22 protein-coding genes are annotated in these 22,297 nt (G+C 66.9%); 15 read left to right on the top strand and 7 right to left on the bottom strand.

Annotated features, from left to right (window positions below):
- Window positions 1–9 precede the first annotated feature (9 nt).
- On the bottom strand, window positions 10–1,623 hold the full coding sequence (locus tag BLW38_RS08440) for a vWA domain-containing protein (RefSeq protein ID WP_092816803.1): 1,614 nt from the start codon (window positions 1,621–1,623) through the stop codon (window positions 10–12).
- 343 nt (window positions 1,624–1,966) lie between these two features.
- On the opposite strand from BLW38_RS08440, the gene BLW38_RS08435 reads away from it, so the two are divergent.
- On the top strand, window positions 1,967–2,515 hold the full coding sequence (locus BLW38_RS08435) for a DUF7344 domain-containing protein (protein ID WP_321166954.1): 549 nt from the start codon (window positions 1,967–1,969) through the stop codon (window positions 2,513–2,515).
- 155 nt (window positions 2,516–2,670) lie between these two features.
- On the opposite strand, the gene BLW38_RS15760 is transcribed toward BLW38_RS08435, so the two are convergent.
- A complete protein-coding gene (locus BLW38_RS15760) occupies window positions 2,671–2,862 on the bottom strand; it encodes a hypothetical protein (RefSeq protein ID WP_143040826.1) in 192 nt (63 codons plus the stop codon).
- Between the two features lie 132 nt (window positions 2,863–2,994).
- On the opposite strand from BLW38_RS15760, the gene BLW38_RS08430 reads away from it, so the two are divergent.
- On the top strand, window positions 2,995–3,618 hold the full coding sequence (locus BLW38_RS08430; protein WP_143040825.1) for a DUF7344 domain-containing protein: 624 nt from the start codon (window positions 2,995–2,997) through the stop codon (window positions 3,616–3,618).
- A gap of 50 nt (window positions 3,619–3,668) precedes the next feature.
- Here BLW38_RS08430 and BLW38_RS08425 read toward each other — a convergent pair whose 3' ends face one another.
- Both BLW38_RS08425 and BLW38_RS08420 read right to left on the bottom strand, forming a co-directional pair.
- A complete protein-coding gene (locus BLW38_RS08425; RefSeq protein WP_092816800.1) occupies window positions 3,669–4,556 on the bottom strand; it encodes a hypothetical protein in 888 nt (295 codons plus the stop codon).
- A 62-nt stretch (window positions 4,557–4,618) separates the two neighbouring features.
- Window positions 4,619–5,404, bottom strand: coding sequence for a TrmB family transcriptional regulator (locus tag BLW38_RS08420; RefSeq protein WP_092816799.1), 786 nt, complete (start codon window positions 5,402–5,404; stop codon window positions 4,619–4,621).
- A gap of 258 nt (window positions 5,405–5,662) precedes the next feature.
- Here BLW38_RS08420 and BLW38_RS08415 point away from each other — a divergent pair, with 258 nt between their 5' ends.
- The 9 genes from BLW38_RS08415 to BLW38_RS08375 all read left to right on the top strand — a co-directional run bounded on the left by BLW38_RS08415 (window position 5,663) and on the right by BLW38_RS08375 (window position 15,009).
- Window positions 5,663–6,982, top strand: coding sequence for an O-acetylhomoserine aminocarboxypropyltransferase/cysteine synthase family protein (locus BLW38_RS08415; RefSeq protein ID WP_092816798.1), 1,320 nt, complete (start codon window positions 5,663–5,665; stop codon window positions 6,980–6,982).
- 93 nt (window positions 6,983–7,075) lie between these two features.
- Window positions 7,076–8,464, top strand: a complete 1,389-nt coding sequence (gene metX / locus BLW38_RS08410) for a homoserine O-acetyltransferase MetX (RefSeq protein WP_092816797.1) — start codon at window positions 7,076–7,078, stop codon at window positions 8,462–8,464.
- A gap of 126 nt (window positions 8,465–8,590) precedes the next feature.
- On the top strand, window positions 8,591–8,941 hold the full coding sequence (locus BLW38_RS08405; RefSeq protein WP_092816796.1) for a DNA-binding protein: 351 nt from the start codon (window positions 8,591–8,593) through the stop codon (window positions 8,939–8,941).
- Window position 8,942: 1 nt separating this feature from the next.
- On the top strand, window positions 8,943–9,536 hold the full coding sequence (locus BLW38_RS08400; RefSeq protein WP_092816795.1) for a DUF7411 family protein: 594 nt from the start codon (window positions 8,943–8,945) through the stop codon (window positions 9,534–9,536).
- A 90-nt stretch (window positions 9,537–9,626) separates the two neighbouring features.
- Window positions 9,627–10,943, top strand: coding sequence for a histidine--tRNA ligase (gene hisS / locus BLW38_RS08395; protein WP_092816794.1), 1,317 nt, complete (start codon window positions 9,627–9,629; stop codon window positions 10,941–10,943).
- A gap of 112 nt (window positions 10,944–11,055) precedes the next feature.
- Window positions 11,056–12,024: a PstS family phosphate ABC transporter substrate-binding protein gene (locus tag BLW38_RS08390; protein ID WP_092816793.1), complete on the top strand. Its 969-nt coding sequence runs from the start codon at window positions 11,056–11,058 to the stop codon at window positions 12,022–12,024.
- Between the two features lie 4 nt (window positions 12,025–12,028).
- Entirely contained in the window at window positions 12,029–12,973 is a 945-nt protein-coding gene (pstC, locus tag BLW38_RS08385) for a phosphate ABC transporter permease subunit PstC (protein WP_092816792.1), read from the top strand.
- On the top strand, window positions 12,970–13,947 hold the full coding sequence (gene pstA / locus BLW38_RS08380; protein ID WP_092816791.1) for a phosphate ABC transporter permease PstA: 978 nt from the start codon (window positions 12,970–12,972) through the stop codon (window positions 13,945–13,947). Before pstC ends, pstA begins: the two co-directional genes overlap by 4 nt.
- A 141-nt stretch (window positions 13,948–14,088) precedes the next feature.
- On the top strand, window positions 14,089–15,009 hold the full coding sequence (locus tag BLW38_RS08375; protein WP_092816790.1) for a decarboxylating 6-phosphogluconate dehydrogenase: 921 nt from the start codon (window positions 14,089–14,091) through the stop codon (window positions 15,007–15,009).
- Between the two features lie 42 nt (window positions 15,010–15,051).
- Here BLW38_RS08375 and BLW38_RS08370 read toward each other — a convergent pair whose 3' ends face one another.
- The gene (locus BLW38_RS08370) at window positions 15,052–15,891 is read right to left on the bottom strand and encodes a CPBP family intramembrane glutamic endopeptidase (protein WP_394327077.1); all 840 of its coding nucleotides are present in this window, start codon (window positions 15,889–15,891) and stop codon (window positions 15,052–15,054) included.
- Window positions 15,892–15,997: 106 nt separating this feature from the next.
- The gene (locus tag BLW38_RS08365) at window positions 15,998–16,657 is read right to left on the bottom strand and encodes an NUDIX hydrolase (protein ID WP_092816789.1); all 660 of its coding nucleotides are present in this window, start codon (window positions 16,655–16,657) and stop codon (window positions 15,998–16,000) included.
- A 133-nt stretch (window positions 16,658–16,790) separates the two neighbouring features.
- Between BLW38_RS08365 and BLW38_RS08360 the strand changes: the two genes are divergently transcribed.
- The 3 genes from BLW38_RS08360 to BLW38_RS08350 all read left to right on the top strand — a co-directional run bounded on the left by BLW38_RS08360 (window position 16,791) and on the right by BLW38_RS08350 (window position 18,069).
- Window positions 16,791–17,462 (top strand): haloacid dehalogenase type II, encoded by a 672-nt coding sequence (locus BLW38_RS08360; protein ID WP_092816788.1) that lies wholly within the window; start codon window positions 16,791–16,793, stop codon window positions 17,460–17,462.
- Window positions 17,463–17,612: 150 nt separating this feature from the next.
- Entirely contained in the window at window positions 17,613–17,843 is a 231-nt protein-coding gene (locus tag BLW38_RS08355) for a DUF2249 domain-containing protein (protein WP_092816866.1), read from the top strand.
- 4 nt (window positions 17,844–17,847) lie between these two features.
- Window positions 17,848–18,069 (top strand): DUF2249 domain-containing protein, encoded by a 222-nt coding sequence (locus BLW38_RS08350; RefSeq protein WP_092816787.1) that lies wholly within the window; start codon window positions 17,848–17,850, stop codon window positions 18,067–18,069.
- 79 nt (window positions 18,070–18,148) lie between these two features.
- On the opposite strand, the gene BLW38_RS08345 is transcribed toward BLW38_RS08350, so the two are convergent.
- Complete coding sequence (locus BLW38_RS08345; protein WP_092816865.1) at window positions 18,149–20,389, bottom strand: hypothetical protein; 2,241 nt, start codon at window positions 20,387–20,389, stop codon at window positions 18,149–18,151.
- 280 nt (window positions 20,390–20,669) lie between these two features.
- Between BLW38_RS08345 and arcD the strand changes: the two genes are divergently transcribed.
- Complete coding sequence (gene arcD, locus BLW38_RS08340; protein WP_092816786.1) at window positions 20,670–22,160, top strand: arginine/ornithine antiporter ArcD; 1,491 nt, start codon at window positions 20,670–20,672, stop codon at window positions 22,158–22,160.
- The last annotated feature ends 137 nt before the right edge of the window (window positions 22,161–22,297 follow it).

Below are 22,297 nucleotides of genomic sequence, written 5' to 3'. Positions count from 1 at the left end.
GGTTCTCGATCAGTCGGCGGTGCCGTTGGTGGCGTTCGTGCTGTTCCCGCCCGACGGGAGCCCGTTGTCGTCGGTGAAGTTGCCGTCGAACGGGTTGTCCGGCGGCTGATCGTTGTGGCGGCTCTGGAGCGCGTAGAAGCCGAGATCGAAGCCGACCGAGTCGGTCTGCACCTCGTTGCCGACGTCTTCCGGCAGCTCCCACTCGAAGCCGAGACAGTGGGTCATCCCGCCGACGAACGGATCCATCTCCTCCGAGGAGCGGTCACCGTCGAGGGCGATCCCGTTCTCGAGGGCCGCCATCGTCTCGGCGAGCGAGCCCTCTTTGATGACCGTCTCATCGCCGGCGATCGTCTCGGAAACCTGTGAGAAGAGCTGATCGATCGACGTATCAACCGTGCTCGGGAAGATGTAGTTCTGGGGATCGATCTCGGGCTCTTCTTCTCCCGAGCTCGAATCGTAGCCCTCTCCGACGAATCCCTCGAGTTGCTCCATATCGGCCCCGCCAACGCCGATCGCGTAGATCGTGGTTCCCGCTGCTTTGGCGGCATCACCCTTGCCAGTGGAATCGGTGTTGTCCTGGCCGTCGGTGAACACGACCATTATTCGGTCTTTTCCGTCAGGACAATCCAGAAGGCCGGATTCTCCGTCGTCTCCGGATTGCCCGACGTTGATGCCGTTCGCTATACTGGTACCGCCTCCGGATGTAAGGCCGTCAATCGCGCTCTCAACATCACTGAGGCTGTCCGTCAGGGACTGAACCGGGTCTGCAGAATTCTCGAAGTCGACAACACCGACCATATTGTCCGTCTCCTCCCCTTCATCTTCCGGGAGGAATTGGCCGGCAAATTCCTTCGCAGCGCTCCGAACATCTGCCATCGTGGAACTCCCGATCGATCCCGACGAATCGATCACCAGTTGGATGCAGACCGGTCGATCACGCTGCTCCTGCCCGCCGCCGTCGTGGACGTTGTTACAGTTCTCGTCGTACCACAGCTTCGTCTGGATGGCGTCGGCGAGCTCGCCGTCACCGTCGATCGGGCTGTCCGAAATCCCGTTGTTCTCGCCGCCGGCGCTCGCCTCGGGCTCCGTAACGGTGTTCTCGTCGTTGGCCGTCAGCTCACCGTTCATGTACATCCACGCGGGGTTGTCACAGATGTGGAGGCTGACGGTGACCTCGCCGGAGTCGCCCGGCTTGACGTCCTCAAGGGTGAATACCGGGATCTCGTCGCCGTTTATCAGACCGAGGTCCGCGGCACAGAGATCCGTGTTCTGGACCTCGTTTTCCCAGATCTCGTTGGCGTTGGCGTCCGGAACCTCGCCGATCAGGTACGTTCCCGCCTCGCTGGCGACCTCCTCGACCTTGAAGGGCTCGCCGGGTCCGTCCTTGCTGTACCAGCCGTCGATCTCCTCCAGGCGATCCGGCCCGCCCGCGTAGGTCGCCTTGTAGTCGAGTTTCACGTCGAGCTCGCCCGCGGTGAGGCTGTTCCCCTCGAAGCGCTCCTCGTCGCTGAAGTAGGCCGTCGTCCCGAGGCCGGCGCCCGCGGAGGCGACGCCGATCGCGCCGAGGCCGCCGAGGATGCGGCGTCGGGAGAGCCCGTGTCGGTGTGGTGTGTCGTCGGTCATGAGTGGTCCCTGAACGGGGTCGGGACCCCGACGGTCCGCCCGCTCAGTTGATCGTCCCTGTGAGTGGATACCACGTAGTTACGAGTCGACACGTCACTGTGGAACGACGGATTCGGGAGAATACGCGCCTCGTAACGGTCTCGTTCGCGAAAACCGGCGCCGGCGAACCGATCGTTTTCCGCAACGAACCGATGATTCAGGCACCGTAGACCACCCCTACGGTCGATCCAACGCGGTGTTCGTGACCGGTAGGGTCCCCATCCTGACGGTGGTCCCGATACAATCCCGGCTTGACGACGTCACCAGTTCACACACCGATCGAGAACCCGGAGATGATGTCGATATGCCCATGTTTCGAACGAACGACCTTCCAGAATCGGACGTGTATACCGTCCTTGCGAACGCGCGCCGTCGTGAGGCCGTCCGTCACCTGACCACCGCAAACGGGACCGTGACGCTCGGCCAACTGGCCACGGCGATCGCAGCCGAGGAGACGGAGGAATCACCGCCGCCGCAGGCGGCCTACGAGAGCGTCCGCAGCTCGCTTCGCCAGACCCACCTCCCGATGCTCGACGACCTCGGCATCGTCGAGTACGATCCGGACACACACGTCATTCGCCTCCGCGAGCGCGCACGAGACGTGGACACCTATATGGAGGTGATCACGTCCTACGGTATCACGTGGGGGGAGCTGTATCGGACGCTCGGCGTGCTGTCGCTGTTCGTCGTCGTGGCGGCGCTGCTGGATGCGCCACTCATCGCGCGCGTCGATCCGCTTTTGTGGGCGAGCCTCTCCCTGTTCGCCTTCGCGGCTGCCATCGGTACCCAGTTCTGGACCCACCGGTGGTACGTGCTTCGCTCGCTCCGTGGATTTGATCGGGGGGCACGATAGCGGATGACGTTCGACGTCGCTTCGGTACTCACTGATCAGTTCCGTTGCCCGCTCGTTCGGGCAGGTGTCCCCTCCATTCAGGGTCGTTCCCCGGTCGGCCGATCGGACGGATCCGGGCCGTCCAGGGACGGTTCGACGCCCATTGTCACTCGTCCTCACACGATTTCGGGATCGAGTGAAAATGTCGTATGTATATGCTCTTCTCGTTCGTTGGGTGCCATCGAGACGGCGCGGGCGGCGGAGTCGTCACGGTCGAAACCGTCCATCGGAACCACCGGCTCGAAATCCATCCGCGCATCGCATCGACGAGTGACAACTCCCCACCCGACACCAATGGCTTCGTCCACACATCCCCGATCACCCCGATCCGATCGCGCGTATCGATCGACCCAATCACCCGAGTACGAGATCGAATCTGGAATGCCTGCACCGCTGCCGATCGATCCGCGTCGACCATCGACCAAGGGGGTGCAGACGCCATGACGGGGCTCGTCACGTTGGCGACGCAGGGCCGTGCGGTCGACTCTGCCGAGTTCGACGCCGGTCCGGATGCGGACGACGCGACCGACGCGACCGACGCCGACGACACCACGGGCAGGGAACTCTCCAAGGATACGGTCTTCAGTATGCTGTCGAATCGGCGCCGCCGTCGCGTCATCGAACACCTGAGCGAGGCGGAGGACGGCCGGATGACGATCCGCGACCTCTCGGAGGTGATCGCCGCCGAGGAGAACGACGTCTCCCGGCGGGAGGTGACCTACAAGCAGCGCAAGCGGGTCTACACCTCGCTGTATCAGATCCACCTGCCGACCCTCGACGACAACGGGATCGTCGAGTACGAGAAGCGGTCGGGGGTCGTCGAGCTGGCGCCCACGGCGTCGGACTGTACCGTCTACCTCGAGTCGGTTCCCGATAGCCATCTCTCGTGGTGTGAGTACTGGCTCGGGCTTGCGGCCGTCTCGCTGGCGTTCGTCACGACCGCGACCCTCGGATATCTCCCCTACTTCTCCCAACACGGACACCTCTCGGCGGTCCTCGTGGTCTCGACGATCGCCCTCTCGGCGATCGCGTTCGCGGTCTCGGACCGTCGTGTCCGTCTCTAGAGGACCGGACGAGGTTGCCGGGAGAAGAGATCCGTTCGCGGGGACGATCGTTACTCTTCCGGAAGGTTCGACGGATCGACGTCCAGTTCGAACAGCCGTGAGTCACACGACTGGCACGTGGCGGTCACCACGTCGCGGCTCCGACAGCAGGACTCGACGACGTCCTGGGACAACACGACCGCGCCCCCGCAGGCGGGACATCGCTCGAGGAACAGCCGGAGCGCACCGAGGATCTCCGCACGGGACGCAAGCGATCGTCGATCCCAGTCGGGGTCCCACGCCGGGAGTTCCGTGGCCGCCGCCGTATCCGCCACACACGCCGCCCGGGACGGCCAGGAGGCCAGATACGCGTCGTCCGCCCACGCCAGAAACGAGCCGGCGTGTGCGTCGAACTCGATGGCGTCCGGCTCGGCGTTCACGAACGTTCCGAGGCTTCGCTTCGCCGACTGCTCCTCGCGCCAGTGGTCGCGGACCGTCCCCCCCCACGCCCGTTCGAACTCGGGGTCGAGGATCAGGTCCTCGTTCGCCGGATCGTCGATGACGACGCCGATATCGAGCAGCACCGCCTCCGGATTGTCGGTCTCCAGGCCCGCATCTCCACCGGCCATCCGCTCCGGATCGACGTGCTCCCCACCGACCGGTTCCGGCGTCTTCTCGAACCACGCCAGCACTCGGTCCGGAAAATATCGTTTCGTGATCGTTGGCGTCCCCGGGATCAGATATCCGCGAAGATAGATCGCGAGGAGGGAGACCGACAGCGTCACGACACCGACGGCGATCGGCGACAGCTCGATCGTTAGTGCGGCGTACCCCGCAACGATCGCGAGGATGATCGCGATGCCGAGATTGAGTATCGTGCAGGGAGTACACCGGTTGTCGCCCGTATACTCCGGCCGTCTCAGTCGGGACAACACGCCCGTTTCACTCGACGTCTTCATACCTGCCGATCGGCTCATCGGCGGGTAGTTATGATCGTCCTACCGTCGCTCGGTATTCCGGTTCAGGTGGTGAGCGTGAGCGGACCGTCCCGAGCCAGCAGCTGGCGGGTGACGACCACCAGTCCGTTCTCGCTCCCGGCGCCGAACATCGCGTGCTCGCCGTCGGCCGCCGCCCCGACGGTGCTGACGAGCGCCGCCGACCGGTCGATCAGCAACAGCCGCCCGATGGATCGTTCCCCGCCGTACCCGCCGGCCAGCCACTCGAGCCCCGACACGAACGTCTCCGCCCTCGGGACCTCACTCCGGATCCGGTGGTGGAGTGACTCATCGGTCCCGCCGATCAGCAGCGAGACTCCGTCGCGGACGTCCGTAAGTGCCTCGACCACCGTCTCCGAGAGAAACACCCCGTCGCCGACCACCAGTACGACCTCGCTCATCGCCTCATCGATCAGTCGCCGGATCCGGTCTTCGATCCGGGTTTCCCCGGTCATCGTCCACACGTCCGGCAGATTCGGGATCTCCTCGACGTCCGCAACTCGGTCGAGCGACGCCGCGAGCCGTTCAAGTTCCCGCTCGTACCGCTCACGGAACGTGCGGATCGCCTCCTCGGGCGGAACGGCTCGGAACCGCTTGGGGCTCGAGTGTTGGATCGTGACCAGCTCACGAGCTTCCAACACGCGGACTGCGTCGTAGACGCGTGTCCGTGGGACGTCGGTTATCTGGCTGATCTCCTTTGCGGTCCCCGTCGAGAGCTGCAACAGGCCGACGAAACACTTCGATTCGTACTCCCGAAGTTCGAACTGTCGTAACGCCTCGGCGGCCTCTGCGATCGAATCCGGTGTTGTCATTGGTGATCATTCCCCCGTTGCATTGGTAGATATCCTCACGTTGCTATGCTCACGGAATCAGCCGGCTCGATCCCCGCTTCGGAGTGACTCTCGTGTCCTCCGTCGGTATTGTCGACTATGTGATTTATTTACATAGTTCTATCGGCCGGTTTCGATCAGGCTGCTGTATGCCCGTGTCGTATGGCACCACGATCGGGGTCCGGCAGACCTTGCCGTAACTGACGGTTATAGATACATCGAACGATATGCACATAGTACATGTCCAGAGGGTTCGACACCCGGAGTCTCCACGCCGGAACCGATCCGGATCCGGCGACCGGCTCGCGCGCGACGCCGATCCATCAGACGACGTCGTACGTCTTCGAGGACGCCGACACCACGGCGGAGATGTACGCCCTCCGGGCCGACGGCCACATCTACTCTCGGCTGTCGAACCCGACCGTCGCGGCGCTCGAGGACCGGATCGCCGACCTCGAGGGCGGCAGCGACGCGGTCGCGGCCGGCTCCGGGATGGCCGCGATCGACGCGATCACGACCGTGCTCGCGTCCGCCGGCGATAACGTGGTCGCCGCCGCGGAGATGTACGGCGGGACGTCCACGTACTTCACGACGGTCCTCGACCGCCGCGGCGTGGAGACCCGGCTCGTCGACACCCTCGAGTACGACGACTACGCCGAGGCGATCGACGAGGACACGGCGTTCGTCCACGTCGAAACGGTCGCCAACCCCTCGCTCGTGACTCCGGACTTCGAACGGCTCGCCGAGATCGCTCACGACCACGCCGTGCCGCTGGTCGTCGACAACACGTTCGCGACCCCGGCGCTGTGCCGGCCGTTCGAACACGGCGCGGACATCGTCTGGGAGTCGACCACGAAGTGGATCACCGGCAACGGCACGACCGTCGGCGGCGTGGTCGTCGACGGCGGCACGTTCCCGTGGGACCACCCGGACGCCGACTACGACGAGCTCTCCGGGCAAAGCCCCGCGTTTCCGATCGACTTCGTCGAGCGGTTCGGCGACGCCGCCTTCGCGAACGTCGCCCGCCAGCGTGGCGTCCGGCCGACCGGCGGCCAGCAGTCCCCCTTCGACGCCTGGCAGACGATCCAGGGGATCGAGACGCTTCCGCTGCGGATGGACCGCCACTGCGAGAACGCCCACACGGTCGCGGAGTTCCTGCAGGACGACGACCGCGTCGAGTGGGTCGCATATCCCGGCCTCGAGGGCCACGAGACTCACGACGCCGCCTCGACATACCTCGACGGCTACGGCGGGATGGTCACCTTCGGCGTCGCGGACGGCTACGAGGCGGCTAAGACGCTGTGTGAGTCGGTCGAGCTGACGAGCTTCCTCGCGAACGTCGGCGACGCGAAATCGTTAATCATCCACCCCGCCTCGACCACGCATGCACAGATGGACCGCGAGGCCCAACGGTCGGCCGGCGTCTTCCCGGAGATGCTGCGCCTCTCGGTCGGCCTCGAGGACCCCGCGGACATCCTCGCCGATCTCGATGCCGGCCTCGCGGCCGGCTCCGACGCCGGCGAGGGAACCGACGCCTCGCCGGTCGAGACCGACCGGTGACGGTCGGGACCGACGACCGATCGTCGGCTCCCCCCGACGTCGCCAGAACCGACGTTCCACTCACACCATACTGATGACGACGACACTCCACGGATGACCACGACACCACACGACAGCGGGATCGTCCCACTCGGCGAGTTCACGTTCGAGTGTGGCCGGTCGATCCCCGAGTTACGGATCGCCTACGAGACCTACGGCGAGTTCACCGGAGAAAACGCGGTCCTCGTCTGCCACGCGCTGACCGGCAGCCAGAACGTCGCGCGGACGCCCGAAATCCCGGATACCGACGCGAGCGGAGGCGCGGGCACCGGGGATGCCGTCGGGAGTGACGCGGCGGCTGATGAGGGGGTCGACGCTGACGCCGAGATCGATGCCGGTGCCGATGGAGACCCGCCGAACCAGGCGGGCCAAGCCCGCGCGTGGTGGGACGACGTCGTCGGACCGGGCAAGGCGATCGACACCACCGAGTACTACGTCGTCTGCGCGAACGTTCCGGGGTCGTGTTACGGTAGCTCCGGGCCCGCAAGTCGTCGCCCGGACGACGTCGATCCCGATCGGGAGGTCGACCACGACCGCTGGGCGCTCGACTTTCCGCCCGTACAGGTGGGCGACTGGACCCGCGCCCAGCGCCGGCTGCTCGACCACCTCGGCGTCGGGCGCCTGCACGCGGTCGTGGGCGGGAGCGTCGGCGGGATGAACGTCCTCGACTGGGGCAAACGGTATCCCGACGACGCCGACCATCTCGTCGCCATCGCGACCGCGGCCCGCCTCGACCCGCAGTGTCTCGCGCTGGACGCGATCGCCCGGCGGGCCATCCGGTCGGACCCCGACTGGAACGGCGGCGACTACTACGGCGACCGCCCCGGTCCGGACACCGGCCTCGGGCTGGCCAGACAGATCGGCCACGTGATGTACCTCTCGAAGTCCTCGATGGACCGGAAGTTCGGTCGGCGCTCGGCCGGCCGTGACTCCCTGACGCGTGGGGAGGGGCTTGACGTCCCCGAGAACCCGACGGCGGCCTTCTTCCCGTACCGCGAGGTCGAGTCGTATCTGGATTACAACGCGGGGTCCTTCGCGGACCGGTTCGACGCGAACAGCTACCTCTATCTAACCCGGGCGATGGACGAGTACGACCTCGCGGGCGGCTACGCGAGCGACGCGGACGCGCTGGCGGCGTTCACCGGCGAGGCACTCGTGATGTCGTTCACCGATGACTGGCACTTCACGGTCGACCAGTCGGTCGCCCTTGCCGACGCGTTCGGCGACGCCGACGTCCCGGTCGCTCACCACATCGTCGACTCCGACCACGGCCACGACGCCTTCCTCGTCGAACCCGAAAGCGTCGGGCCGCCGGTTCGGGACTTCCTCCGGTCGGGAATCGACGGCAAATCGATCGTCGACGCCGCCGAGTCGGACGAGCCGGTGACCGACGGGTCGGGGACGTCACACGCACCGGTTCACTCGAGCCTCTTCTCCGGGTGACGTCGCGGGATCGGCCACGGTACGATCGGCCGCGGTACGACCGGTTCCAGTACGACCGGCGTTCGATCGTCGATGTCGGCTGGCACCTCCGAAATCGTTTTTCGCGAGTAGCCACAAGGGACCCGTATGAGCGGTAGCCCAGATGACGAACGGATCGAGGAACTCCGCGAACAGAAACGGCAGGAACTCCAGGATCGTGCCCAGGGCGGCGGGAACGAGGAGACTCAGGAGGCGGCTCGCCAGCAGGCGGAGGCTCAACAGGAGGCCGTGCTCAAACAGCACCTCACCGACGGCGCGCGCCAGCGGCTCAACGCGGTCGAGATGTCGAAACCCGACTTCGCCGCGCAGGTCAAAAAACAGGTGGCGGCGCTGGCCCAGAGCGGCCGCGTGCAGGGGCGGATCGACGAGGACCAGATGAAGGAGCTCCTGCGCGAGCTCCAGCCCGACCAGAAGAGCTTCGACATCCGCCGACGCTGAAATGGAACTGGCCCTCCTGTACAGCGGCGGGAAGGACTCCTCGCTTGCGGCGCTGCTGCTCGACCGCTTCTACGACGTCCGCTGTGTCACCGGTAGCTTTGGGATCACCGACGACTGGAAACACGCGGAGCGGGCGGCCGAGGTGCTGGGATTCCCGTTCGAGCGGGTCGCCCTCGAGGAGGCGGTCGCCCGGGAGGCGGTCGCCCGGATGTACGAGGACGGCTACCCACGAAACGGCATTCAGCACGTCCACGAACACGCCCTCGAGACGATCGCCGCCCTCGACGTCGACGCGATCGCCGACGGAACCCGGCGGGACGACCGCGTCCCGACGGTCTCGCGGGCACAGGCGCAAAGCCTCGAGGACCGCCACGACGTCGACTATCTGGCACCGCTGTCGGGGTTCGGACGCCACGCGGTCGACCGACTCGTCGAGGAGGCCTTCGACATCGAAACCGGCCCCAGCGAGGAGATCTCCAAGGCCGACTACGAGGACGAGCTTCGCGCCCTCCTCGCGGAGACGCGCGGCGAGACCGCGGTCGCGGAGGTCTTCCCGGACCACGAACAGACCTACGTCCGCGGTCGAACCGGGTGAGCCGCGCGGACGGTTCACTCCCCCACACCCACCGGTCCGACGCGGGCCCGAAGGGATGGTTTCAAGCGCCCGCTGGCCGAACCGCGGCGTATGTACGACCAACTCAAGGGTTTTCGTGACTTCTACCCCGGCGAGCAGTCGGCTCGCCGCGAGGTGACCGACACGATCGAGGCCGCCGCGAAGCGCTACGGCTTCCGAGAGGTCGCCACGCCGGCGCTCGAGCGCACCCAAATGTATACGGACAAATCCGGCGAGGGGATCGTCGAGGAGCTCTACTCCTTCACCGACCAGGGCGGCCGCGACGTCGCGTTGACGCCCGAACTCACCCCGACGGTCGCGCGGATGGTCGTCGCGAAGGGCCAGGAGCTCTCGAAGCCGATCAAGTGGGTCTCCACGCGTCCGTTCTGGCGCTACGAACAGGTCCAGCAGGGCCGATTCCGGGAGTTCTATCAGACCAACATCGACGTCTTCGGGTCGGCGGAACCGGAGGCGGACGCCGAGGTCCTCGCCGTCGCGGCGGACGCGCTCACGTCCCTCGGGCTGACCGGCGACGACTTCGAGTTCCGGGTCTCCCACCGGGACGTCCTCGGCGGACTGGTGCGGGCGCTGGCCGCCGACCCCGACGCGGTCGACACCGCCGACGCGATCCGCGCGGTCGACAAGCGCGCGAAGATCGACGAGGCCGAGTACCTGACGCTGCTCGAGGAGGCCGGCCTGGACCGGACGACCGCCCGCGAGTTCGACGACCTCATCGTCGGCGTCGACGGCGTCGACGACCTGGACGCGGTCGCCGAGGCCGGCGGCGAGGACGTCGAGGCTGCCGTCGAGAACCTCCGGGCGGTCCTGGCGGCCGCCGACGACTTCGGCGCCGGCGAGTACTGCGACGTCTCGTTGACGACCGCCCGCGGGCTCGACTACTACACCGGCGTCGTCTTCGAGTGTTTCGACTCGACCGGCGAGGTCTCCCGGTCGGTCTTCGGCGGCGGCCGCTACGACGACCTCATCGAGAGCTTCGGCGGCCAGCCCACCCCCGCCGTCGGGGTCGCCCCCGGACACGCGACCCTCAAGCTGCTCTGCCAACGGGCCGGCGTCTGGCCCGACGAGACGCTCGAAACCGATTACTACGTGCTCTCGGTCGGCGACACCCGCGCGGAGGCCGCTCGGATCGCACGCGATCTGCGCGCGCTCGGCCACGTCGTCGAGGCCGACCTCGCCGACCGCGGCTTCGGCGGCCAACTGGGGTATGCCGATTCGATCAACGCCGAGACGACCGTCATCGTCGGCGAACAAGACCTCGCCAACGACGAGGTGACGATCAAGGAGATGGCAAGCGGCGACCAGACCACTGCTCCGGTCGCGGAGTTCCCGCCCGAGGCGGGTCGTCCCACCTACGACGACTACGCCTAGATCTGCCCAGATATATACTAATTCTCTCTCCTATATATTTCTATATATACATATGTCGAATAGATACCGCTAATAGTAGCGTTCATCCCTCCGTCCCGACTTGCATCGGGTGATGGACGTGTCCACCCGCGGCGATCGAACGAATCTCGGAACACGGCGTCGATTTCTTACGACGGCGGGCGCGGCGGCGACGTTCGGCCTCGCCGGCTGCCTCGGCGGCGGTGACGAACGGGAGGTTCGCATTACCGGCAGCAGCACGGTCTTCCCGCTTTCGGAGGCGGTCGCTGAGGAGTACCAGCAGGAGACCGATGGCGTGAATATCTCCGTCTCCTCGGACGGATCGACCGGGGGCTTCGAGCAGTTCTTCATTCCCGGCGACAGCGACATCAACGGCTCATCGCGGCCCATCCTTGAGGAGGAGGTCGAGCGGTGCCGGGAGAACGGGTTCGAACCGATCGAGATCCAGTGTGCGGGCGACGCGCTGACCGCGATCGTCAACAACGAGGCCGACTGGGTCGACTGTATGACCATCGAGGAACTCGGGCAGATCTGGGACCCCGACGCCGAGAACGAACTCTGGTCGGACGTGAACTCGGACTGGCCCGATGAACCCTTCGAGCTCTACGGTCCCGCCACCACGAGCGGGACCTTCGACTACTGGACCGAGGACGTCATCGGCAAGTTCCGGCAGATCCGCGACGACTTCGAGGGCACCGAGCGGGACGACATCATCGCCTCAAGCGTTGCAGGCAGTCAGTACGCTCACGGGTATCTCCCCTTCTCCTACTACACGAACAACCAGGATCAGGTGAAAGCGCTCGACGTCGACGGTGGGAACGGCTGTACGTCGCCGAGCCTCGAGGGCGCTTCGACCGGCGAGTATCCCCTCTCGCGGCCGATCTTCTGGTACGTCAACGGGAACCGCTTGACCGAGAACCCGGCGCTCGAACCGTTCGTGCGGTTCGCGATCGAGATGACCGGCGATCAGTCGATCGTCGCCGACGATATCGGGTATGTCCCGATGAGTGACGAGGAGATACAGACCAACCTCTCGAAGATCGACGACGCCGTGAACGAGTGATCCGATGACCGCAAGCACCGCGATCGGCGACCGGTCGGACCGAGAACGTCGAGTCGGCCGCATCGTCAAGGGTGTGTTCCTCGCGTGTGCGGTTCTGACGGTTCTCATCACCGTTGGGATCATCTTCACCCTGCTTCGGGACGCGACGACGTTCTTCGCACAGGTTCCGGTCGTCGACTTCCTCACCGGCACCGAGTGGAAGCCGACGCAGCTCACCGGCGACGGCGAGTACAAGTTCGGCGTCCTGCCGCTGTTGAGCGGGACGATCCTGATCACCGTGGTCTCGGCGGTCATCGCGCTCCCGACCGGACTGGCGGCCGCGTTGTACCTCTCCGAGTTCGCCTCGGAGCAGGTCAGGTCGGTGCTGAAGCCCGCCCTCGAGATCCTGGCCGGGATTCCGACGATCGTCTACGGCTACTTCGCGCTCGTCTACATCACGCCGTTCCTCGCGTGGGTCGGGCTGCCGGTGGACACGTTCAACGCGCTGTCCGCGTCGATCGTGGTCGGCGTGATGATCATCCCGATGGTCTCGTCGATCTCCGAGGACGCGCTCTCGGCGGTTCCCGACGATCTTCGACAGGCCGCCTACGGGCTTGGGTCGACGAAGTTCGACACCTCGGTCCGCGTCGTCGTTCCCGCGGCCATCTCCGGCATCTTCTCCTCGTTCGTGCTCGCGCTCTCGCGGGCGATCGGCGAAACGATGGCGGTCACCGTCGCGGCCGGCCAGACCCCGCGGATGTTGAGCATCCTGAACATCGACCAGAACCTGCTTCAGTCGAGCGAGACGATCACGGCGGCGATGGTCAACGTCGCCCACGCCGAGGGCGGCGGCGGCACGCCCGCCTACTACTCGATGTTCGCCCTCGGGCTCGTACTGTTCGTGTTCACGTTCAGCCTGAACATCGGCGCGGAGGTCATCCGTGACCGACTCCGGGAGGAATACCGATGAGCGTCGAGACGACGTCGGAGGCCGCCGACGAGGGACCCTCCGCGGACGGACCCGACCCCGACGCGGGGGCCAACCCCTTCGCCCGAAGCGGGTGGGGACCGCTCTACCGCGCCCTCCGTGACAAGGCGTTCGCGATCGCGCTCCTGCTTGCCGCGCTGTCGGGGATCGCGATGGTGTTCATCCTCCTCGCGTACGTGGCGCTCGACGCCTTCTCGATCCTCGACCCCGAGTACGGCTCCTGGGTCGACTGGCAGTTCCTCACGAACCTCCCCTCACGGACCCCGTCCGAGGCCGGGTTCCTCGCCCCGATCGTCGGGTCGCTGCTCATCCTGGTCGTGATGGTCTTCGCCGTCTTCCCGATCGGGGTCGGCGCGGCGGTCTATCTGGAGGAGTACGCCCCCGATAACCGGATCACCCAGCTCGTCCAGATCAACATCGCCAACCTCGCGGGCGTTCCCTCGGTCGTCTACGGGCTGTTGGGCCTGGCCGTCTTCGTCCGCGGGGTCGGCCTCGAGAGCGGGATCGTCCTCGTCGGCGGGCTGACCGTCGGCCTGCTCGTGTTGCCGATCGTCATCGTCTCCTCCCAGGAGGCGCTGCGTGCCGTCCCCGACTCCTACCGGCAGGCGAGCCGCGGGATGGGTGCAAGCGAGTGGCAGACGCTCCGGAACGTCACGCTCCCGCAGGCGCTGCCCGGGATCCTCACCGGGACGATCCTCGCGCTCGGCCGCGCCATCGGCGAGACCGCGCCGCTCATCATGATCGGCGCCGCCACGAGCGTCTTCAGCGTCCCCACCACGCTCTTCGACAGCGTGAGCGCGATGCCGATGCAGATCTACAACTGGCGAGCCCGGCCGCAGCCGGAGTTCCGCTACGGCGTGGTCGCCGCCGGCGTCGTCGTCCTGCTCGCGACGATGATCCTCCTCAACGCGACCGCGATCCTGTTGCGCAACCGGTACCAGCGGCGGGACATCTGAGGACGGCGGCACCCCGCCATCGCTGCTTGTCGACCCGCTCGCCGGCGGTTTCGTCCGCCGGTTCCCCACGGCTTCGGCTCACCCCTTCGTTCTCCGCCGTCGATCGCAACCACTAGGGCCCGGCTTCGCGATCCGACGCGTATGCAACTGGGCGTCATCGGCTTGGGCCGGATGGGACGGATCGTCGTCGACCGAAGCCTCGAGGCGGGCCACGACGTGGTGGCCTTCGACCTTTCGGCGGAGGCGACCGCCGCTGCGGCCGAGGCCGGCGCGGACCCGGCCGACTCGGTCGCGGACCTGTGTGACCGACTCGCTGCGGACGGCGAGGACCAACGCGACGACGGCAAGCGGATCTGGCTGATGGTGCCCGCCGGCGAGGCGGTCGACGCCACCCTCGATGACCTCGAGCCCCACCTCGACGCCGACGACGTCGTGGTCGACGGCGGCAACTCCCACTTCGAGGCCTCGCTGCGGCGCGCCGAGGCGACCGACGCGGCCTACCTCGACTGCGGGACCTCCGGCGGTCCCGCGAGCGCCGAGGCCGGGTTCTCCCTGATGGTCGGCGGCCCCGAGTGGGCCTACGAGGCGATGACGCCCGTCCTTGACGCCGTCGCGACGGGACCCGACGGCCACGACCGGATGGGCGAGTCCGGAGCCGGCCACTACGTGAAGATGGTCCACAACGGCGTCGAGTACGCGCTGATGCAGGCGTACGGCGAGGGGTTCGAGCTGCTCCACGAGGGGCGCTTCGACCTGGACATGGAGTCGGTCGCCCGGACCTGGAACAACGGGGCCGTGATCCGGTCGTGGCTCCTCGAACTCTGTGAGAAGGCGTTCCGTGAGGAGGGGTCGGATCTGGGCGACGTCGCCGACCACGTCGCCGGCGGGTCGACCGGTACCTGGACGGTTCAGGAGGCGCTCGAACAGGAGGTCCCCGTCCCGCTCATCTACGACGCGTTGGCCGAGCGGTTCGACTCCCGGAACGAGGGTCGTTTCTCCCGCCGGCTCGCGAACCGGCTTCGATACGGGTTCGGACGTCACGAGGTACAGCGGCGGGAGTGACGGCGGCGGTCACGGACACGCCGGTCACACCGGATACGCCGGTCATCCGGCCACGATCGCCGGCAGCGCGTCGCTGTAGGCGATCGTGACGTACAGCAGCGTGAACAGGGTCGCGTTGTAGACGCCGTGGATGAGCGACGGCACCACGATGTTGCCCGTGTACTCGTAGCTGGTGCCGAAGACGAGGCTCGGAACGACGAGGATCGCGACGCTGACGAGGTTTCCGGTCGCCGACCCGCCGGTGAGCGCGAACCAGTGAAGCGCGGCGAAGACGGTGCTCGCAAGCAGGATCGCCACGACGGGGTGGAAGACCTCCCGAAGGCGCCCCTGGACGACGCCGCGGAACAGCAGCTCCTCGCCCGGGCCGATGAGCAGGATCGAGGCGGGGATGAGCAGGAGGAGGGTCTCGGGGTTCGACATCCCGACCTCGGCGGCCTGGTTCGTTCCGGTGTCGATCTCCGTCCCGGTCGCCACCTGGTAGGCCGAGAGGGCGAACGCGCCGGCGAGGGCGCCACCGAACGCGAGCACATACCCGCCGATCACGACGAGCACGTCACGGAGGGTCGGGACCCAGACGCCGATCGAAAAGCGACTCGCGTCCGGTGCCATCCCGAGCAGGTCACGAACGACCGGTTGGATCTCGGGGCGGAGGTGTGCGTACGCCAGCGCGACGCCCGCACAGCCGACCCCCTGGACGAAGACGAGGCTGAGAACCAGCCCGAGTGACGCGCCGATCTCGACGCCGAACCCGATTATCAGAATGCCGCCGCCGAGAAACGTCAACAGGAACCCGAGGAGGAGGCCGCCGGCGCCCAATCCGATCGCGCTCACGACCGCGATGACGGTCGAGAGCGGGGAGCGGCGAACCACGTTCATCGACATACCGACGATATGCGACCGATCCGCAAAACGGTTGGCACTCCGGAACCGACTCCGGGATCGTCCCCACCTTCCGCCGGCCCCGGGATCGTTCCCACCCGCTGCCGGCTCACCGCCGCGTCAATTCGTACTGGAGGACGGCGGTCACCGTTCGTCCGTCCCGGCAGTCTCCGTCGACGACGGCCGCGAGGAGGTCGTCGTAGTCCACGACGTCGACCGCGATCGACTCGTTGTGGTCGAGGTTCCGTTCGGCGGTCGGCTCGCAATCACGCGCGATGAAGTGGTGATGGACGGAGTCGGCGATCCCGTTGGTTGGCTCGACGGTGATCAGGTGCTCGAAGCCACCCTGTGCCGCATACCCGGTCTCCTCGGCGAGTTCGCGTGCCGCTGCCGTCTCGAGGTCGTTCGTCCCAGCCGCCTTGGGACCGTCCGCGTCATCGGGCTCGACCGTCCCGGCCGGCAGCCCGTGATTGACCCGATCGACCGCCTGTCGCCACTCGTCGATCACGACGACGTCCCCGGCCGACGTGAACGGGAGAACCACGACCGCCGGCGACTCGTCGACGTAGTGGTACTCGTCCGTGGTCCCATCCGGGAACCGAACGTCGTCGGCGCGCACGTCGAAGCCCGGACACGTGTAGTCGATCCGTGTCCCGCCGGTCTCCCAGGCGAGCGCGTCGACCGCGTCTCGGTCCGTCCCGTCCCCGCGATTCTCACCACGATCCGCCCCGTTCTCACTTCGATCCGCGTCCGGTCCTCGTTCGGTCATCGACCCGTGATCGGCCGAGCACGGGCTTAAATCGGATGACTCGTCGAGTGCGGATCGAATCGGATGGTTCAGCGACGGCGGTATCGCCTCGGCCACCCTCGGATTTTTGGCACCTCCGTCCGTTCACCCGGCGATGTCCGAGGTACTCTGTTTCGACGTGTACGGGTCGACCCACAACCAGCACTCGATCGTCGACGAGATCGCGGCGGTCACCGGACTCCCGACCGACCTGGCCGCCGACCTCTCGCGGCTGTGGGTCGACCACCAGATCGGGTACTCGATGGAGGTCTCCCTGATGGACGCCTACGAGGACTGGCGGGAGCTCACCGTTCGGTCGCTGCGATACGCGCTGGAGTATTACGGCGTCGGCCCGACCGATGAGACCGTCGAGACGTTGCTGGCCGCCTACGAACATCTCGAACCCTACGAGGACCTGTCCCATTTCGGGCGTCTCCGTGAGGCGGGCCACGACCTCTACATCCTTTCTGACGGCACCCCCGAGATGCTCCGGACGCTAGCCGGGAACACCGGCTTCGACGAGTACATCGACGGGATCGCGAGCGTCGACGAGGTCGGCGTCTACAAGCCGCATCCCGACGCCTACCGGACGATCGAGGGCCGCGTCGACCGTCCGCTCGAGGAGTGTACGATGGTCGCGACCCACACCTTCGACGTCGCCGGCGCCTCGGCGGCGGGCATGGAGACGGTCCTCGTGAATCGGTTCGACGTCCCGCCGACCCGGCTCGGACACGACCCCGGGCTCGTCGTCGATTCCTATGCCGAGCTGGCCGACGAGCTTTCGTAGGATCCCACGGTCGATTCGTTCGTCCGCCGTCCGGCCGACTCCGTGGCGTCGTTCCTGTCGACGCCGTTCGGCGACCTCCCGCTCGGCGATCCCCCGGTCGAATATGTTCGTCGGAAGACGGACGGCGGCGGACCGCCGATCATCGACCGTATGCCAACACTCGATGTTCGAGACATCCCGCCGGTCAACCGCCACGAGACGATCCACGACGAGTTCGAAGCGATGGATCCCGGCGACACTTTGACGATCGTCAACGACCACGAGCCGAAGCCGCTGTTCTACGAGATGGCGGCCGAGGTGGAGGCGTTCGACGAGGAGGGGTATCAGCTCACCGAGGCGGCGCCCGACGAGTATCGCGCGGAGTTCCCCAAACTGGAGTGAGTCGATGAGCGCGACCACGGCCCGTCTCGACGTCCGTGAGTCGGACGACCCGCCCTTCGAACGGATCAACGACGCTCTCACCGACCTCGGCCCGGACGACCGGCTGACGCTCGTGAACGGCTTCGAGCCCGAACCGCTCTACGACGTGCTCGAGCGTCGCGGCTTCCGCTATGAGACCACCCGCGTCGCCGACGACGAGTGGCACGTCGAGATCGAACGAGCCTGATCGGACGGACCAGCTCCGACGGGCCTGTTCGGATGGGACAGCTCGGACGGCGGTTCAGCTGTTCCCCCGTTCGAGCGGGTCACGGCTTCTCCGAGTTCGTGGCCTGTTCGACCCGGCGTGACGCCTGATCGAGTCGCCGGCTCGTTGCGCGCGAAAGCGGGGCAGGGACGCTTCCGCCGGCCGCCTCGAGCCGGTCGCGTGCGCGCTGAAGGCGGTCGGCAGCCGCCTCGAGCCGCCGGTTTGCGGCGGTCCGGTTCCCGCCTCGTGACTCTTCGGCTGCCGCCCGCGCGTTCTCCGCGATCGCCGCAAGCGCACGGGACAGCCCGACGACGGCGTTCTCGCTCCCCTCCGGGGCGTCATCGTCGTCATCGTCAGTGTCGCCATCATCACCGATGTCGCCATCACGATCGGCGCCGTCGTTCCCGTCCGTGGTCCCCGAACCGCTCTCGATCGCGGCGATCTCCGAGTGGGTTTCCGCGGCGATGTCGCCCACGAAGGACGCGAGTGACGCGGTTCCCGTCTCGGGACGATCGATCCGGATCTCGGCGGAAACGGCCGGATCCGGGTTGACCCGGTCGGCACCCACGGCGTCGTCCGCGTCGCGGAACTCGATCGTGTACGCGCCGCCGTCGTGAACGTAGACCGCGTCGGACCCATCGACGGCGGTGTCGTACAGGCGTCCGCCGAAATCGTCCTCGATCGCGACTCCCGACAGGTCCACGTCGGCGGCCTCGTCGGTGATCGAAACCCGTTTCGCTCGGTCACGGGCGACGAGCGGCACCTCGCCCTCGGCACCCGCGGTCACCGTCGCCCCGCTGCCCTCGACGGTCACCCGTTCGCTGTGGGGTGCCGTCCCCGCTCCGTTGACGGTCAACTGGTGGTCCCCCTCCGGGACGTCCTGGACCGCCGCGACGCCGGCGAACGTCGGGACGGCCACGGGATCGCTCTCGAGCAGCGCGACCGATTCGACCCCCGACTCGGTGGTCGTGACGCCCTCGTCTTCGGGTGCGTCATCGTCGGTGACCGCGCTCGTCACGCGCGTCAACACGGTGTTGATCGGCGCCGCATCGCCGATCGCGTCGTATCGGTCGGCCAACGCCTGTCGATGGAACGGAACCGTGATGTCCGCCGCGGGGTTCTCGTACCGCGGCTGGCTCCAGGGGGTTCCGGTCGTCGAGATGTGTCCCGCGATCGCGTCCTCGATCGCCACCGGAACGGCGAACTCGAAGCTCAACTGCGGGCCGACGAAGTCGTCGATGTGTTCGATCTCGGCGATCGGGACGAGATCGTACGCCACGTCGATCGCCGCCGCATCGTCACCGCCCCCGGTTGAGTCAGTCGTTTCGTCCGGTTCATCGGTCCCGTCCGATACCTCCATCCCGTCCGATTCGGCCGCCTCAACCGATCCACCCGTCCGCCCGGCGTACCCGAAGACGAGCCCGGTTTCACGCACCGGAAGATCGGTCGGCGGCTCCTCGATGGCCTCGAACGACCGGATCGTGAGGGCATCGTCGATCAGCGACTCCCGAGTGACCGACGGCAGGTCCTCGTGATCATACACCGGACTGCCGTCGATCTCGGGCACCACGTACGGGAGCCGTGACCCCTCGTCCCGGGGGAGGCCGTACGCCAGCGGGATCTCAGCGAGGTCCTCGATCCCCTCGATCGCCGTGTTCGTGATGTCGGCCAACAGCCCGTCGGCGGCGACGCGCTGGAACCGATCCGGCACGTCGTTGACCGAGAGGGCGCTCGAGTGTGACCCGAGTTCGGAGAGGATCCGCGGGGTCCGGTCGGGATCCGGATCGAGAAACTCGTTGTTCGGAACGGCCCGTGAATGGGAGCTTGCGACGTGTAGTTGCGGCTCCCCGGTCTCCGTGTCGACGAAGACCTGGAGGACCTCCCAGTCGTGCCAGTGAAAGTTCGTCGTAAACTGGTCGAAGGCGGCGTAGTACCAGAACTGAACGACCGCGAGCGGTGAGCCGTCGTATTCCCGGACGGTGTAGAACACCGTGGGATTCGGCGGCTCGCCCGAGTCGTCGTATTGCCCGTGATACCCCTCGAGGGCGTCGAACCCGTCGACGACCGTGGTTCCGTCTTCCTCGCTCGCATACGGTCGCGGATCGGTCGGGAACCAGCGTTCGAAGGTGTCGAAGTATAACTGCGGCGCGAACCGTTCGGCGAGTTCGCTGGCGCGGTCCTCGCCAGCCGGGATCGGCGTCGTCGTGGCGTCCTCACCGCGTTCGAGCGCGCTACAGCCGGCGAGCCCGGCCGCTCCCGCGCCGGCGATCGCGGCAAGCATCGTTCGCCGGCCGACGGTCATCGTTCGTCGATCGACGGCCGTCGCTCGCCGGTCGCGGGTCCCACGTGTGCCGGTTTCGATCTCGGACGGGTCGTTCCGATCGCTGCCCCGATCCCCGTTTCCGGATCGTCCCCCCGATCGATCTCCGGTCATCGTCGTGAGCACCGGTCGCGATACGGACGGAAAACGGTTCTGGCTCCCCGAACGACGTCGCCGGGTTCGTGGTGGATGCTACCACTGTGTATGTTCTATATGAATAATACAATCAGTTTTAATGCACAGAGTGTATATATCGGCGTAGATGGCATCATCGTTCACCCCGACGACCTACGAGGACCTCCCGACGGACAGGCGGCCGTCCTTCCGGATCGCGCTCGTCCCGGTCCTCGCGGTCGTCGCGTTCCTCGGGGTTGGATCGGCCGTCCTCGGCCTCGATCCCCACGCACCCCTGCTGTGGAGCATCGTCTTCGTCGCCGCCCTCGGCCGGTGGCTCGGCTACGAGTGGGAGGACCTCTTCGAGGGCGTCTCGAACGGCCTGTTGATGGGTATTCAGGCGCTTTTGATCCTCTTCACGATCTACGCGCTCATCGCGACCTGGGTCGCGTCCGGAACGATCCCCGGACTGATGTACTACGGGCTGTCGGTTCTCACGCCGACGGTCTTCCTGCCGGTCGCCGCCCTGCTCGCGGCGGTCGTCGCCTTCTCGATCGGATCCTCCTGGACCACGGTCGGAACCCTCGGCGTCGCCTTCGTCGGGATCGGCGCCGGTCTCGGCGTGCCAGCCCCGATGACGGTCGGCGCGGTGCTGTCCGGCGCGTACGCCGGCGACAAGCAGTCGCCGCTGTCGGACACCACCAATCTCGCCGCCGGCGTGACGAACACCGACCTCTACACCCACATTCGCCGGATGCGGTTCGGGACGCTCGTCGCCTTCGGGATCGCGATCGTCGCGTTCGGCATCCTCGGGCTCCAGGCCGCGGGGACGATCCCCGCCGACCGGCTCGCCGAGATCCTGGAGGCGCTGACGGGCACCTACGACCTCTCGCCGCTCGTTTTCCTCCCGCTTGCGGTCACCTTCGGGCTCGCACTGCGCGGCTACCCGGCCCTGCCGTCGCTCGTTGCGGGCGTCTTCGCCGGCGTGGCGACCACGATCGCGGTGCAGGGAACCGGCTTCGTGGCCGCCTGGGACGTCTTCCTGTACGGGACGGCCCCGGAGACGGGCAGCACCCTGGTGAACGACCTCCTCGCCGCGGGCGGGATCACCGGATCCGCGTGGACGATCAGCGTGGTCGTCGCGGCGCTGTCGCTGGGCGGCGTCCTCGAGCGGACGGGGATCCTCGCCGTCCTCGCACACGGGCTCACGGGCGCCGTCCGGAGCTCCGGCAGTCTGGTCGCCGGCACCGGGCTCTCGGCGATCGCCATCAACGCCCTCACCGCACAGCAGTACATGAGCATCGTCCTTCCCGGCGTCACGCTACGAAACCTCTACGCCGAGTTCGACCTCGACAGCGACCAGCTCTCGCGAGCCCTCGAGGCGGCGGGGACGCCGACCGGCGCGCTGTTGCCGTGGCACGCCGGCGGCGTGTACATGGCCACCGTGACCGACGTCCCGACCCTCGAGTACGCGCCCTTCTACCTGTTCGGGTTCCTCTCGCCGCTCGTGCTGTTCGCGATGGTGCTTGGCGGGATCGACGTCCCGCGGACCACGCGGGCTTCCGGCCCCGCCGACCCGGCCGGTACCGCCGACTCCGACGGGACCGCGACGTCGACGCCGGTTTCCGGCGACGATTGAGGGTGCCGATCAATCATCACGATCCATTGCGACGATCGCCGTCGGCGGTTCGTGCGAATTCGTTCGATGGTTCGTCCGGATTCGAGCCTTCACAGCGGGCGCACGCGTCGCGTGCGAAAAGACGCTCTACCGGATCG

This window comes from Halopenitus malekzadehii (genome assembly GCF_900108505.1).
GTDB lineage: Archaea > Halobacteriota > Halobacteria > Halobacteriales > Haloferacaceae > Halopenitus > Halopenitus malekzadehii.
This window is presented reverse-complemented; position numbering and strand designations above follow the sequence as displayed.

Coding starts and splice junctions, on each gene's coding strand:
- BLW38_RS08440 (WP_092816803.1), bottom strand. CDS start 1,623: ATGACCGACGACACACCACACCGACACGGGCTCTCCCGACGCCGCATC.
- BLW38_RS08435 (WP_321166954.1), top strand. CDS start 1,967: ATGCCCATGTTTCGAACGAACGACCTTCCAGAATCGGACGTGTATACC.
- BLW38_RS08430 (WP_143040825.1), top strand. CDS start 2,995: ATGACGGGGCTCGTCACGTTGGCGACGCAGGGCCGTGCGGTCGACTCT.
- BLW38_RS08425 (WP_092816800.1), bottom strand. CDS start 4,556: ATGAAGACGTCGAGTGAAACGGGCGTGTTGTCCCGACTGAGACGGCCG.
- BLW38_RS08420 (WP_092816799.1), bottom strand. CDS start 5,404: ATGACAACACCGGATTCGATCGCAGAGGCCGCCGAGGCGTTACGACAG.
- BLW38_RS08415 (WP_092816798.1), top strand. CDS start 5,663: ATGTCCAGAGGGTTCGACACCCGGAGTCTCCACGCCGGAACCGATCCG.
- metX (WP_092816797.1), top strand. CDS start 7,076: ATGACCACGACACCACACGACAGCGGGATCGTCCCACTCGGCGAGTTC.
- BLW38_RS08405 (WP_092816796.1), top strand. CDS start 8,591: ATGAGCGGTAGCCCAGATGACGAACGGATCGAGGAACTCCGCGAACAG.
- BLW38_RS08400 (WP_092816795.1), top strand. CDS start 8,943: ATGGAACTGGCCCTCCTGTACAGCGGCGGGAAGGACTCCTCGCTTGCG.
- hisS (WP_092816794.1), top strand. CDS start 9,627: ATGTACGACCAACTCAAGGGTTTTCGTGACTTCTACCCCGGCGAGCAG.
- BLW38_RS08390 (WP_092816793.1), top strand. CDS start 11,056: ATGGACGTGTCCACCCGCGGCGATCGAACGAATCTCGGAACACGGCGT.
- pstC (WP_092816792.1), top strand. CDS start 12,029: ATGACCGCAAGCACCGCGATCGGCGACCGGTCGGACCGAGAACGTCGA.
- pstA (WP_092816791.1), top strand. CDS start 12,970: ATGAGCGTCGAGACGACGTCGGAGGCCGCCGACGAGGGACCCTCCGCG.
- BLW38_RS08375 (WP_092816790.1), top strand. CDS start 14,089: ATGCAACTGGGCGTCATCGGCTTGGGCCGGATGGGACGGATCGTCGTC.
- BLW38_RS08370 (WP_394327077.1), bottom strand. CDS start 15,891: ATGTCGATGAACGTGGTTCGCCGCTCCCCGCTCTCGACCGTCATCGCG.
- BLW38_RS08365 (WP_092816789.1), bottom strand. CDS start 16,657: ATGACCGAACGAGGACCGGACGCGGATCGAAGTGAGAACGGGGCGGAT.
- BLW38_RS08360 (WP_092816788.1), top strand. CDS start 16,791: ATGTCCGAGGTACTCTGTTTCGACGTGTACGGGTCGACCCACAACCAG.
- BLW38_RS08355 (WP_092816866.1), top strand. CDS start 17,613: ATGCCAACACTCGATGTTCGAGACATCCCGCCGGTCAACCGCCACGAG.
- BLW38_RS08350 (WP_092816787.1), top strand. CDS start 17,848: ATGAGCGCGACCACGGCCCGTCTCGACGTCCGTGAGTCGGACGACCCG.
- BLW38_RS08345 (WP_092816865.1), bottom strand. CDS start 20,389: ATGACCGTCGGCCGGCGAACGATGCTTGCCGCGATCGCCGGCGCGGGA.
- arcD (WP_092816786.1), top strand. CDS start 20,670: ATGGCATCATCGTTCACCCCGACGACCTACGAGGACCTCCCGACGGAC.